Raw genomic sequence first — 13,238 nt, forward strand, 5'->3', positions numbered from 1 at the left:
TGGTTTAACGCAGATTAGTCAATACGTCAACATCTAGCTGGCCAACTCAGGCCGACACATCGTGTACGCATCCGCCCCAGAGCCCGGATAATAGTTCTTTCGCAGCCCCATATTCTCGAAGTCATAGCGCCGATACATGGCGATTGCGGGTTCGTTATCTGTGCGAACTTCCAAAAACACCGGGCCCGGATCCTCCTCCACAGCTGCCATCAGCGCGTCCATCAGCTGCGCCCCAAAGCCCCGGCGCTGCCACTTCTGCCCCACCCCGATGGTGTGAATCTCGTATTCGGCGGCCCCCGCAGGCCCCAGCTTGGTAATCCCCGCATAGCCGCACAGTTCTTCGTCCCCGTCCGCCTCTGCGATCAGCCCGACGTAGAAATTGTTCGGCGCGGCCAGCTCTGCCATAAAGGCCGATTCCGGCCAGGGATCGTCGCCGGCAAACAGCTCCGCCTCAATCGCCGCACACGCCTTGGCCGCAGGAGGCCCGAGACGCACTAGCTTGACGACGCTCATCTCATAGCCTTCGGGACAACGGCATCCGGACGGCGCAAGTACAGCGGCACCAGTGGGCCCGGCGCGGAGTCAAAGTCGACCGCTTCAACCATGGCTGTCGGAGTGGGAAAGACTTGTTCGGCAGCAACCTCAAGCCCGGCAATTTGCTCGATGTGGCTGAGACTGCCGCGGGCCTGGCTCGGCGCGAAGTCGGCGGCTTCTGCTGCAAGTTCTTCCTTGATCAGCTCCATGACGTCGGCTGGCTTGGCCACTGCCGGACCAAAAACCCGCTGGCCATCGCGGTAGGCGGCGAAGTACACCTCGCGGCGGCGGGCATCGGTGACGACCAGTTCATCGCCAACACCACCCGCGAGCGCATCCAGGCTGCAGATGCCGTAGCAGGGAATCCCCAGAGCGTCGGCGAAGGAGGCTGCGGTGGCCATACCAACGCGCAAGCCCGTAAACGGCCCCGGACCACAGCCGACAACCACGGCGTCCAGCTCGGTTGCCGCCACCCCACTGTCAGTGAGGCACTGCTGAATCAGCGGCACCAGCACCTCGTTGTGCGCACGGGCATCCAGGTGCAGCTTTTCAGCCACGGTTTCACCATCGCGGACAATTCCCGCGGTGACCTGTGGAGTCGATGTGTCAACGGCCAAAATGTTCATACTCAGTAACCTACTTGAACCGACTTGAAGCTACTTGCTCCACTTCCAGGTGACGACGCGGGCATCGTCGTCACGCGAACGATCGATACTCACCTGTAGATAGCGCTCGGAGAGCACCTCGGCGAGCCCCATTCCCCACTCGGCGACCACGACGCTGTCCTCAAGGTCGGTGTCCAAATCGAGCGAGTCCAGCGCATCGAAGGCCTCGCCATCGGAGCCGGGTCCCTCTTCGCCGAAGAGTCGATAGGCGTCGACGTGGATGAGGGTGACGCCGTCGGTTGCAAGCGGACGGTGCTCGCGGGCGATGGTGAACGTCGGCGACGTCACGCGACCGCGCACATTCATGCCGCGGGCGATGCCCTGCGTGAGGGTCGTTTTGCCCGCGCCGAGTGGGCCATCGAGAATCACCAGATCCCCAGCTGCCAACTCCCGGCCAATCTCCTCGCCGAGGTCACGCATGTCCTCTGCGGTTGGCGCGAGCCGGCTGCGCACCCACTTTCGCTCGCTACGCCCCTTCGGCGCGGTGAGGATTTCATAGTTAATGGTGCCGGATGCCTCCGCGAGGTCATCGAGACCGGGCTCCCCCAGTGTGGGATCACCGACGATGACCGCAGTGTCGCCGGCCTCGACATCGGTGTCGGGCCCCAGGTCGACGACGAATTGATCCATACACACCCGTCCTACCTGCGGGTAGCGTGTGCCATTGATACTGACCTCGAAACGCCCGGATGCCGAGCGCATCATACCGTCGGCGTAGCCGCAGGGCACGATGCCGATGGTGGTGTCGCGGTCAGCTGTCCACGTCTGGCCGTAGGACACCGACTGCCCCGCCGGCAGCTTCTTGACCAAAATGACCGACGCCTCCCACCGCATCGCCGGACGCAATCCATGGGTGGCCCCCACAATTGGCTCGCCACCATAAATCGCCAGCCCTGGGCGCACCATGTCGAAGGCCAGGTCCGGGCGCGACAACGATGCCGGCGAATTCGCCGCATGGTTAATCAGCTCGTCCAGCCCCGCCTCACGCAGTGCCGCAATCGCAGCACGGAAATTCTGCGCCTGCTTATCGACGCTCTCGTTGCCCGGCTCATCCGCGCACGCAAAGTGCGTGAAAGCACCGGTGATGTTCAGAGCACCGGTCTTGTGCAGCTCGACCAGCTGATCGACCGCATGCTCAAAGTCCCCATTGGCCATAGAGAATCCCGAGCGACCCAAGCCCGTATCGACCATCACCGTCACACGTGGTGTCACCGATAGCGCCCGCCCGGCATTGGCCACGGCCAGCGCATGAGCCATCGACGGCAGGCCGAGGTCAATATCTGCAGCCACAGCACGCTGCAGCAACGAGGTGGCTGCCGCGTCCCAGATCCAGGCGAGGATGGGGATGGTGTGGCCGTCGTCAAGCGTGGTGCGGAGTTCCTCGCGGAGGGAGAGCGCCTCGTCGATTGTTGCGACGCCGAGCTGTGTTGCGCCGCCGGCCAGTGCGGCACGCGCGGTCTGCAGCGCACCCTGCGAGTAGCCGTCCGCCTTGACGACGGCCATGAATTCCGACACCCCTGCGATGGCCTTGACGGTCTTCACATTGTGGGTGATTGCGTCGAGATTAACGGTATGGGTCAGGATGGCTGGTGCCGAGGAAGTCATAGCCGTATTTTGCCACTGCTGCCTTCATTGGTGAACCATGCGGTGGCATCTCGGATGGATTCAGCGATGTCCTGGGCGCTGCAGGGTGCTGGCCCGAACTCTGTCTGCGCGGCCAAGAATGCGGCGCGAGCGTGAATAATTACTGGTACGTAGAGGGCTTCGCCACGCGCTACCCAGGCGCCAAGGAGTCCGGACAGTACATCGCCGGAGCCCGGCGTGGCTGCCCAGGAGCTACCCGCGTCAATCACAACTGTGCGCTGCGCTTTCGGATTGGCAATCACGGTGCGACGTCCCTTGAGCAACACTTCGCAGAAGAACTGCTCGGCAAGTTCACGGGCATCTGCGATGGCGTTAGTGACCTCGTGCCCGGTAAGACGCTCAAATTCGCCGGCGTGCGGCGTGAGAACAGTGCGCAGGTTGCGCTCCTGGCCGCGCTCGCGGACGAGCTGTCGGATATCCTCATGCTTCGACAGCAGCGTCAGGGCGTCAGCGTCGATGACTACTGGTTTGTCGGTGGCCAGAATGTCGCGCAGTTCCTCGGCCGCGCGCTCATCAGTGCCCCGACCAGGGCCGGCAACCCAGGCATCGACGCGTACCTCTTTACGATCCACCGAGTCCGACTGCGCAATGACCGTCGGCAAGGCCGCGGTGATGCGGTTGCGGGCGGCCGCGTCGCCGACATAGATAACCGCGGGACTGGTCGCGTGCACGGCAGCGGAGGCACACAGCTGACCAGCGCCCGGATACGCCTCGCTACCGGCGGAGATACCTGTAACTCCAGTGGAGTACTTGTGGTCTGCAGCACCGGGTTCGAGCGGGGTCATCGCGCCAAGTGGTGCCGGAAAGCTCCCGCCTAGGGCTTCGTAGAACTCCACGGTCGGAGTCTGGTGGTGGACGGCATTGTAGGTACCGTTTTCATAGAGCGTCTGCCCCAGTCCTGGAAGTTCGAGGGAGAAGGAGTCGAGGGAAATTTCATGTAATTCGACGGTGCCACAGGATTCGGACAGCGAGTGCGCGTAGCGCAGACCGCCGAAAGTCACCGTTGTCGTGGCCTCGACGCGGGATGGCAGGTACGGGTTCTGTCTCTCCTCCAAATCAGGGTCTGGATTGATGGTCTGGGCAGGCGGGTCAAAAGTACGCCCAGTATCGGCTTCTACGCCGCTCGGCACATCAACCGCGAGAATGGGAACTTTGCCCAACCGCGCTTCGCGCACCAACCACGCGGCCTCTTCACGCAGCGCGCCGTGACCTCCGAGCCCCACGATGCCGTCGATGATCAGTGCGTAGTCTTCACTAATCGACCACAGAATCTTCGATAAATCCGTCTCCCGGTCACACCCCAACGGCAGCACCCGCCCACCTGCGAGCTCAAAAGCTTCCAGTGCCCGCTCGTGTGGCTTCGAGCCCAGCAAAACCGCATCCACGCCATGCCCATCCGAGGACAAGTTTCGGCCAGCATAGAGTGCATCGCCACCATTGCCTCCCGATCCAACCAACAGCAGCACACGACCGCGACCAGGCTCCGGAGATGCCTCTGAGAGCATCCGCTCCGCCACCTCCGACACAGCGGCGGCTGCGTGGCGCATGAGTTCGTCGTCACGCGTTTGTGCGTCCAGATAGGGCTGTTCCGCGGCGCGAATTTCGGCAGCTGTGTAGCAGTACGTCATAACCCCAGCCTACGATTAGCCCCTATGGATGACTACTCCCCGAGCACGCGAGTTTTCGGCCCTCTACTGCGCGCCTTTCCGCAGGCATACCTGCGCTCGTTGCATCATCCCGAATGGATCCCCCACGGCGTGCAGGACGTTCGCGAAATCCTCGACGGCAAAGTCACTCCTGAACTGGACAGATACAACGGTCGCACACCAATTGTCCTGGTTCACGGCACCTGGATGAACTCGTTCAACTCCTTCGCCATGTTGGGGCCGTTCCTCGCCCGGAATCGCCCCGTATTCTCACTCGATTACGGCTCCGACCCCGCCGCGCTGGTCAGCCGTCTCCGTAGCGTCAAAGCCACCACCGATTTGAGCGATGCGCTCGCTGAAGTCACCGACCTTCTCGACCGCTTCCGTGCCCACCTCTCCCTACCCCGCATCGACCTCATCGGCCATTCCCAGGGCGGTCTACACTGCCGCAGCTACGCCAACGCGAGCATCGATTCGCTTTACGACGAAGCTCTGAACCGTGGCCTCAACGAAGAAGCAGCCGAGCAGTACGCCTCCGACAACAGCCCCGTGCGGGCAGTCATCTCTCTTGCGGGAAACCATCGCGGCACTACTGCGTGGGGCATGCGCCGAAGGCTCAGTGCCCTTGAGCGATGCGGCCTACCGATGCACAAACTCGTCGACCGCCTTGTCGGCCGTGCCTGCATTCAACAGCTGCTGGACTCTGACTACATTGCGACTCTGAACCGCGCAGCACGTGGCATTACCCGACGCGGCCCGCACTACCTGAATATCGGCACCCCTTTTGACACCGTGGTTCGCCCGTGGACCGGCGCCTTTTTGCCCGAACAAGAGGGTCACCACATTACGAACGTCAACAATGCCACTGGCGGTGGCGACTGGTCTGATCACCTCGCACTGCTCTACTCCCCCAATACTCTCGAACGCATTCACGAGTTCTTGGAGGAACTGGATGGCGCTGAAGCTGGTGATGTTCCGCATCATCCGCGACAGCGAGTCCTGCCTTTGTACGGCGCCCTGCCGAGGGGCCTCGGACGGAGGAGGCTCGGACGGAGGGGGTCCGGGCGGAGGGGCCGGATCTAATTCAGCACAGAATTTTAGAACGTATTTCCAGAATTCTATTGACACTGCTTCAAACAGGTGTACGATTTGGGCTGTAGGGAAAATTTGTAAGCGAAAGTTCTTTGTCTGGTGCACAGAAGTCGGCGGGACTGGTTGAAACAGCCTCCACCACGCTTCTCTCCACCACAGAACACAATCTTCAATTCTCCGGCGGACACGTAGTAATCAGGGGGATAACCAATGTCATCGCCGCCCACAGAACTTCCAGCACCAGGTCAAAAGCCCTCATGGGCCAACCAGCAATCCGACGATCCCATTAGCATCGCGGCCCGTGCCATCAACGCCGCAGACCTTCAACTCATCGATATCTGCGCTCCCGGTGACGAGGTCGATGTCAATCACCATCTTGCCCGCATAAGCATTCGAACTGGCCTTAGCCGAGGCAAGTGCTCTACGCTGTGCGAAATTGCGCTGATGTTCGAACGCCTACCAAAGGTCCGGGCTCTCATCGAATCCACCTTCTGTTTCTCGTTAGCCCATCTCCGCGCCATCGCCAATGGCGTTGCCGGGCTGTCACCAGATCAGTTCGACACGGTAGAGCCCCATCTTTTGGAAATGCTCACTCCGACGCGACCTCGACAAGCAATGGTTGGTGTCTACACGCTGTCTCGTCTAATCGGCGACTTGGTTTCTGAGTACAACGACTGCGCCCGCAACGACGGCACCCAACGGGTGCCAGAAGGCGAAGCGGTCGCACTCGCCGACACGGGCGATGGCAAGCACAAAAAGGTCACAGCAATCCTTGAAAACGACCGCGCGACCGAGCTCATGGCAAGAATCCAGGGGATTCGCAACACCGCAATCAATCGCGGTGAACAGTGCACGCAGGCGGAAGCGCTACTACAGCTGGCACAGAATTCGACCAATGCCGAGATTGTCATCAATGTCTACCGCGAGGTCGGCGGTGGGCCAGCATGGATTGATGGCATCGGCTGGTTGAGCGAGGTAGCCACCGAAGAATGGATTGCTCGCGCAACTCACATCCGTATCTCCGCCGATAGCAAGGTGGATGGTTACCGCCCCACCGAGAGCCAGGTGGCTCGCGTCCGTGGGCGTGACGGTACCTGCCGCTTCCCCGGCTGCGACGTCCCGGCAGCCAAGTGCGACCTGGACCATATTCAGCCGTACAACCACGACAATCCCAAGCAGGGCGGGCCTACTGACACGGAGAATCTGCACTGTCTCTGCCGCCGACACCACAACCTAAAAACGCACGGGGGCTGGGACATCGATCGGTTCCCTGATGGAACAGAAGTGTGGACTTCCCGTGATGGAGACACCGCGACTAGCGTTCCGGTTGGGCCGCTAAAGAACGTCGGCAAGCAAACTTTTCATCAGCGTGTGACACGGAAGATGAAGACGATTCAGAAACGCAACCTCGATTGGATGTTGTCATTTTGCCATGTATCCGATGAGGTCTGGGACCTATCCGAGGAAGAAGCAAAACGCATCGAGTCCCTCACGGATGAAGAACTCGATGCGGAGATTGAGCAGTACCGACGAAAGCAGGACGAACTACTCGACGGTGACTGACTTAGCCAGGTTGCGCGGCTTATCGATGTCCTCGTTACCGCACTGGCGAGCAATCTCAGCTGCCAGGAACTGCATTGGAATCGTAGACAACAGCGGCTGGAGCAGCGTGGACGTCTCCGGGATCTCAATCAGGTAGTTCGCAAAAGGAACCACCGACTGATCCCCTTCTTCGGCAATCACAATGGTCTTGGCGCCACGGGCACGAATCTCCTGGATGTTGGAGACAATCTTGGAGTGCAGCACGGCGCGTCCCTTCGGCGATGGCACTACAACGACGACCGGAAGATCATCCTCGATGAGTGCAATTGGGCCATGCTTGAGCTCGCCTGCCGGGAACCCCTCTGCGTGAATGTAGGCAAGCTCCTTGAGCTTCAGCGCACCCTCAAGTGCGACTGGGAAGCCAACGTGACGGCCAAGGAAGAGCATCGTCGGAATAGCACCGATTTCCTTGGCCATGTCGATGAACTCATCGCCCTTAGCAACGACCTTGTCAATCAGTGCCGGGATGGTCTCCAGCTCTTCAAACTCGCGAGTGACCTCATCCGGGTACTTAGTGCCGCGTGCCTGGGCAAGAGCCAATCCGACCAGGTAATTTGCGGCTACCTGCGCCAGGAACGACTTGGTTGCAGCAACACCAATCTCCGGGCCGGCGTGCGTGTAGAGCACGGCGTCAGACTCACGCGGAATCTGTGCACCGTTGGTGTTACAGACTGCCAGCACGCGGGCGCCCTGGCTCTTTGCGTGCCGCACGGCCTCGAGGGTGTCCGCAGTCTCACCCGACTGCGAAATAGCGACCACCAGCGTTTGGCGGTCCAGCACCGGATCGCGGTAGCGGAACTCGGACGCGACCTCAATCTCGACCGGGATACGAACCCAGTGCTCAATGGCGTACTTGGCCAACAAACCGGAGTGGTATGCGGTACCACAGGCGACTACGAAGACCTTCTCGATGTCACGCAGATCTTGGTCGCTCAGGCGGGACTCGTCGAGAACGATGCGGCCATCAACGAGGTGACCGGCCAACGTATCGCGGACGGCGGCAGCCTGCTCGTGGATTTCCTTCATCATGAAGGAGTCATAGCCACCCTTTTCGGCTGCGGCGAGATCCCAGTCGATGGTGAATGGTCGACCCTGCTGCTCGTTGCCGGCGAAATCCAGGATGCGGTAATCATCTGCGGTGATGATGACGACGTTGTCCTGCCCCAGCTCCACGGCCTCGCGGGTGTGCGCGATGAAAGCCGCAACGTCAGAGCCGAGGAACATTTCGTTTTCGCCCACTCCGACAATCAGCGGAGTGGAGCGACGAGCAGCGATGATGCGATCCGGGTGGTCTGCATGAGTAAACAACAGCGTGAAAGCACCCTCGAGGCGGTTGAGCACGGACAGCGCAGAGGCCTCGAAATCACCAGCGGTAGATCCGCCGTCGGAACCGTCCAGGGCACGTGCGAGCATGTGCGCGGCGACCTCGGAGTCGGTTTCGGACTTCAGCTCAATGCCGGCATCCTCCAGCTCCTGACGTAGCGGAGCAAAGTTCTCGATAATGCCGTTGTGGACGATAGCCACCTTGCCGTCATAGGACTGGTGTGGGTGGGCATTCTCATCAATTGGGCGACCGTGGGTAGCCCAGCGGGTGTGCCCAATTCCGGTGGTTCCAGTGATTTTGGCGCGCCCATCCGCGTCAAGGGCAGCCTCGAGGTTGGCGAGTTTACCGGCCTTCTTCTCTACAGTGATATGCCCCTGATTGTCGACAATGGCAACACCCGCGGAGTCATAGCCACGGTATTCCATGCGTCGTAGCGCATCGACAGCAATATCCAGGGCGGGCTGATGGCCCACATATCCAACGATTCCACACATGCCCTACAGAATAACCCGCGAAGCGGAAAATCGTCATAACGAAATAGACATTCTCGCTCATCCTGGCACTTTTTCAGCAAAGGTATGCACCTTATAGTTAAGCTATTCACTGTGGCTGACAACTTGAAGACTCTGACATCTAATCTTTCCAAGCGTGGACCGCACCGCGTCATGGTCGGTGACCTAGCTTTTACTGGCCTGCCGGGAAAGGTCTACACACCTGCCGAGGGCAATGGCATCCCCGGTATCGCCTTCGCACACGATTGGCGCACACCGATTGAGGAGTACCACGCCACGCTGCGTCACCTAGCTTCGTGGGGCATCGCGGTCGCTGCTCCGGACACCGAAAATGGCATTGTGGCAGACCACCGTGGTCTCGCCAACGATTTGGAGACAGCGCTCCAGATTCTCGCTGGTGTCCGCCTCGGTGAGGGCAAGGTCGTCGTCCACCCGAAGAAACTCGGTGTCGCCGGCCACGGCATGGGCGCTGGCGTAGCCGTCCTCGCCGCCGCTGGTCACGACATCATCTCCGGCGTTGGCTGCGTCTACCCCGCGACTACCGCGCCTTCCTCCACCGCCGCTGCCACCAATGTCTCGGCTCCGGGCCTCGTCCTGGCCCCTGGCGAGGATCAGTGGCTCGATCGTGGCAACCCGGCTCGCCTGGCTGTTCAGTGGAAGGGCGATGTCGTTTACCGCGAAGTAGACAACGCTGACCAGAGCAGCTTCTCGGAGACAACTCTTCTCCGTCGCCTAGCGGGCTTCTCTTCTTCCAAGGTGAAGTACCAGGAGGTTGCGCGCGCCGCGCTCACAGGCTTCCTGCTGGCCACGGTCGGTGACGACAAGAAGTACTCGGATTTCGCGGACCCGACCGCCACTATCAAGGGCACAACTAACCGCGACATGGAGTGGCTCATCAACGAGCTGCCGGAAAACCCGGAGCACTCGCTGATTCCCGGCAAGTAATCACTAGGCCACGCTTCAGGACACGCCCCGAATCGACTTCACCGTCGGCGTCCCTTTCCCCGCCCGCCCGAACAATCGCGTAACGGTTCCCTTCGGTCGGGCGGTTTTTTGCTGCTTCTCGACGCCCTTCGCCACCTCTCTCTCCTTAATTTCGCGTGCTTTACGACGCTCTTCCAAACCCTGCAATTCTTTCTGTGCCCTCTGTATCGCCGTTTCGAACTCCTGCCTGGTCATTGCAGCAGCGTCGTAATAGGCCTGCCCAATCCGGTCATATTTCGCGGCATGCTTACTCCCCATTACCACTCACCTGCCGTTGGCGAATTGACCGCGCCCACAAGCTCCTGGGCGTTGGGCTGCTCAGGGGGCTCGGGCACAGCTGAAGCAGATTCCTGCACTGATGCTGCCGAATCCTGGGCTGGCGCTGGCTGCGGCTCTGCTTGTGGTTCTGGCTGCGGTTCCGCTCGCTGTTCTCCTTGCGGTTCCTGTGGCAGCTCGATTCCCAAGTGCTTTAGTTTCTCAGCTGGAGGAGGCGGTTCAGGCGCATCTTCTGGTTCGGGCTCGGGTTCAGGTTCGGGCTTGGGTTCTGGTTCGGGCTTGGGTTCTGGTTCGGGTTCCGGCACACAGTCCTCCGGCGCAGGAGCTGGTGCTGGCGCTGGCGCAGGCGCCTGTTCGCACACTGACTCTTCCGTCTCCGTGCACATGTCCAAGTTGAGCAGTGAGGACGCGACACTGCCCGCAACACCCACAGCCCCCGCAATTCCAGCGATACTGGCCGCCCCGGCAGCGCCAATGGCACCTCCAAGGGATATCCCAGCAGCAACGCCTGCCTCTATCCCAATATCAACGTTGGCAACGACCCCAATTCCACCAGCGATAGCACCGTTGCCACCGGTTACAGTAGCTCCTTCGCCACTCACAGACTCAGCTACCTCTGCACAGGCCGCCGAGGTAGCACCCGAATTGGCAGGGACAGTAGGAGGCTGCGGCGGGGTGGAGACCACCGCGGCCTCAGTGTCACACGCTGCCTGCTCAAGACACTGCTCGATGCAGGCATTGCGAGCATCGTAGAGCTGACCAGTGGAGTCGACGAGACTGTTACACACCTGCTGGGCCACTTGTGCTGCTTCGGCGCCGACCTCCGGATCGTCGACAAGCGCTTCGCACTGAGAGAGGACGCCGTCGGTTTGCTCGGCCATATCTTCGGCCTGCTTTTCGCAATCCTCAAGGACCTCGTCGACTTTCTTGCCGCACTCGCCGACGCTCTGCGCACCATTGGCGGACTGCTCATCCTGATTCGCACAGTCCTGCGCGGCTTTATCACAGCGTTCCTTGGCGGCGTCGGCGGCATCGCCTTTCAAATCGCCCCAATCGAAAGCCATAGCAATAGTTATCGCGGAGGCTATCAACCCCACGGAGTTAGAGAACTTGGATAGGGCGCTGCCCTTCCAGCCGTCAGCGCGTCGCACCTTATCCAAGACTTTGGGCAGATTCTTGCCGATGCCGCCAACCCCGCGCTTGGCTCCAATACGGCTTCCACGGCCAATAACACGCATCAATATCGGAAGAATTCGAGCAACCCATGGCATCAGTCCACTACCTCAATTCCACCGAGGTCGGCGCTCCCGTCGCTGTCACAGCCTGCAAAGACACGCCACTGTTCCCGCACTGCCGGAGCATGATTGCCAAGTCCCGCGTACATCGATTGCCCGTGCTCACGCAGCCTCGCTGCCGCCTGCTGCAGACGACGCCCCTGGGCGGCAAAACCCTGGCCACAGTCTGCTGCGGAAATATCAGGAGCGCTTCCCCACCGCTCATGGCCTTCACGGCCGCGCTGCTCGATCTCTCGGGCAGCCGCTGTCACTGCATCTTCCGAAAAGTGCAGCAAGCCTCCGCCACTGCCTCCAGTAAAACGTGCGGACACGAAAAATCCCCTTCCCCGCGAAAAACAGTTCTTATTACTGTTAGGCGCGAAAAAAGGGGATTCGGTTCCGTTGAGGTACTAGCGCGGGTGCCCCCGGGGGCTAACGAGCGCGGTAGATGCGCTTACACCCCTCAACACCGGTGAAGCTGAATGGGCCGGTGCCAATCAGGGCGTCGTCTCCCAGGTTGGAGTACTCACCCGGATCTTCATGCGTCACCTGAGCGTGGCGGTAGTAGGTCGGATCATCGAGCTTCACGCGTTCATCCAGTTCACGCGCATTATCTGCGGCGCGCAGCTGGGACTCGTAGCCCTCGACCACATTGCCGGTGAGGAACTCAGCAACCGAGCCGGAACCGTAGGAGACAACAGCGACCTTCTTACCAGCCAGGTCCTTCTCGGTGTCCAGCAGCGAGAGCAGGCCGAAGTAGGCCGATGCTGTGTAGGAGTTACCGATGATGCGGTTGTACTCAGTGGTTGGGCCGAGCTGGCGGGCCTCGTCCTCCGCGGTGAGCTCCACACCGTTATTGGCCGAAAGCTGCCGGTGCGCCTTGTAGGCCATCTTGGTAAACGGCTGGTGGTAGCTGAAGTAGTCAATCTCGCTGAAGTCCACGCCGCCGCGGGCACGGTAGTCCTCGTAAGCGCCCTGAACAGCGTCGATGTAAGCGCTAATAGAGAGCTTTCCCTCCACCAACGCCTGGCTGCGGTGGTTCGGACGCCAGAAGTCCATAACTTCGCGGGTGAAGACGCCCGAAGCGGCATCGATAGCCAGGATGCGCGGATTAGCGGTCACCAGCATGGCTACAGCACCTGCGCCCTGGGTCGGCTCCGCAGCGGAGTCCAGGTCATAGCGGGCAATGTCGGAGGCGACAACGATGACCTTCTCCTCCGGATTGCGGGCCACCAGAGCGCACGCGAACTGCAGCGCCGCGGTACCGGAGTAGCAGGCCTGCTTCAGCTCGACAGAGCGCGCATGCGGGTCAAGACCGACCAACTCATGCACATAGACAGCAGCGGCCTTCGACTGGTCAATACCGGTCTCAGTGGCGAACATGATGGTGCGCACGCCGTCGATACCGTGGCGGTCGACGATCTTCTTCACCGCGGTCGCGGCCATCGTCACCGGATCTTCATCAGAGGCAACCACGCTGGAGCGTTCCTGCCCCAGGCCCTTGTGGTACTTTGCCGGTTCCGCTCCGAGTCGGGGCGCAATATCGGCGAGGTCAATGCAGTACGAACCCGTCGCAAAGGCGATGTCATCAATACCGATCGGGGTCACATTGCTTGTTGTCATCAAAACCGTGCCTTCACTACCTCTACAGATTTTTAAGAAATAACGGGCAACGAAACATCCCT

At 60.7% G+C, this 13,238-nt stretch carries 12 protein-coding genes; 3 read left to right on the forward strand and 9 right to left on the reverse strand.

Annotated features, from left to right (window positions below):
- Nucleotides 1–33: 33 nt before the first annotated feature.
- The 4 genes from rimI to QP978_RS02165 are packed head-to-tail and all read right to left on the reverse strand — an operon-like array spanning nucleotide 34 to nucleotide 4,471.
- Nucleotides 34–513 carry a ribosomal protein S18-alanine N-acetyltransferase gene (rimI, locus tag QP978_RS02150; RefSeq protein ID WP_070642887.1) on the reverse strand — a complete coding sequence of 160 codons (480 nt, stop codon included), beginning with the start codon at nucleotides 511–513 and terminating at the stop codon, nucleotides 34–36.
- Nucleotides 510–1,160: a tRNA (adenosine(37)-N6)-threonylcarbamoyltransferase complex dimerization subunit type 1 TsaB gene (tsaB, locus tag QP978_RS02155; RefSeq protein ID WP_272707985.1), complete on the reverse strand. Its 651-nt coding sequence runs from the start codon at nucleotides 1,158–1,160 to the stop codon at nucleotides 510–512. The genes rimI and tsaB overlap by 4 nt, the downstream gene beginning before the upstream one ends.
- A 30-nt stretch (nucleotides 1,161–1,190) precedes the next feature.
- Nucleotides 1,191–2,804 (reverse strand): alanine racemase, encoded by a 1,614-nt coding sequence (gene alr / locus QP978_RS02160; protein ID WP_284856790.1) that lies wholly within the window; start codon nucleotides 2,802–2,804, stop codon nucleotides 1,191–1,193.
- Nucleotides 2,801–4,471, reverse strand: coding sequence for an NAD(P)H-hydrate dehydratase (locus QP978_RS02165; protein WP_284856791.1), 1,671 nt, complete (start codon nucleotides 4,469–4,471; stop codon nucleotides 2,801–2,803). The genes alr and QP978_RS02165 overlap by 4 nt, the downstream gene beginning before the upstream one ends.
- 24 nt (nucleotides 4,472–4,495) lie before the next feature.
- Here QP978_RS02165 and QP978_RS02170 point away from each other — a divergent pair, with 24 nt between their 5' ends.
- Nucleotides 4,496–5,572 carry an esterase/lipase family protein gene (locus QP978_RS02170; protein ID WP_284856792.1) on the forward strand — a complete coding sequence of 359 codons (1,077 nt, stop codon included), beginning with the start codon at nucleotides 4,496–4,498 and terminating at the stop codon, nucleotides 5,570–5,572.
- Nucleotides 5,573–5,791: 219 nt separating this feature from the next.
- Nucleotides 5,792–7,144 (forward strand): HNH endonuclease signature motif containing protein, encoded by a 1,353-nt coding sequence (locus QP978_RS02175; RefSeq protein ID WP_284856793.1) that lies wholly within the window; start codon nucleotides 5,792–5,794, stop codon nucleotides 7,142–7,144.
- Here QP978_RS02175 and glmS read toward each other — a convergent pair.
- Nucleotides 7,127–9,001: a glutamine--fructose-6-phosphate transaminase (isomerizing) gene (gene glmS / locus QP978_RS02180; RefSeq protein ID WP_284856794.1), complete on the reverse strand. Its 1,875-nt coding sequence runs from the start codon at nucleotides 8,999–9,001 to the stop codon at nucleotides 7,127–7,129. The genes QP978_RS02175 and glmS overlap by 18 nt on opposite strands.
- Nucleotides 9,002–9,085: 84 nt before the next feature.
- On the opposite strand from glmS, the gene QP978_RS02185 reads away from it, so the two are divergent.
- Nucleotides 9,086–9,964 carry a dienelactone hydrolase family protein gene (locus QP978_RS02185; protein WP_502870670.1) on the forward strand — a complete coding sequence of 293 codons (879 nt, stop codon included), beginning with the start codon at nucleotides 9,086–9,088 and terminating at the stop codon, nucleotides 9,962–9,964.
- Nucleotides 9,965–9,979: 15 nt separating this feature from the next.
- Here the strand turns inward: QP978_RS02185 and QP978_RS02190 are convergent, their stop codons facing one another.
- From QP978_RS02190 to QP978_RS02205, 4 genes are all read right to left on the reverse strand, one after another.
- A complete protein-coding gene (locus QP978_RS02190; protein ID WP_070560828.1) occupies nucleotides 9,980–10,261 on the reverse strand; it encodes a hypothetical protein in 282 nt (93 codons plus the stop codon).
- Nucleotides 10,261–11,517 (reverse strand): hypothetical protein, encoded by a 1,257-nt coding sequence (locus QP978_RS02195; RefSeq protein ID WP_255456338.1) that lies wholly within the window; start codon nucleotides 11,515–11,517, stop codon nucleotides 10,261–10,263. Before QP978_RS02195 ends, QP978_RS02190 begins: the two co-directional genes overlap by 1 nt.
- A 32-nt stretch (nucleotides 11,518–11,549) precedes the next feature.
- A complete protein-coding gene (locus QP978_RS02200; RefSeq protein WP_016422101.1) occupies nucleotides 11,550–11,885 on the reverse strand; it encodes a hypothetical protein in 336 nt (111 codons plus the stop codon).
- 100 nt (nucleotides 11,886–11,985) lie between these two features.
- Nucleotides 11,986–13,176, reverse strand: a complete 1,191-nt coding sequence (locus QP978_RS02205) for a hydroxymethylglutaryl-CoA synthase (protein ID WP_069359409.1) — start codon at nucleotides 13,174–13,176, stop codon at nucleotides 11,986–11,988.
- Nucleotides 13,177–13,238: the final 62 nt, after the last annotated feature.

Origin of the sequence: Corynebacterium sp. MSK035 (genome assembly GCF_030232615.1) — a bacterium.
Taxonomy (GTDB): domain Bacteria; phylum Actinomycetota; class Actinomycetes; order Mycobacteriales; family Mycobacteriaceae; genus Corynebacterium; species Corynebacterium jeikeium_D.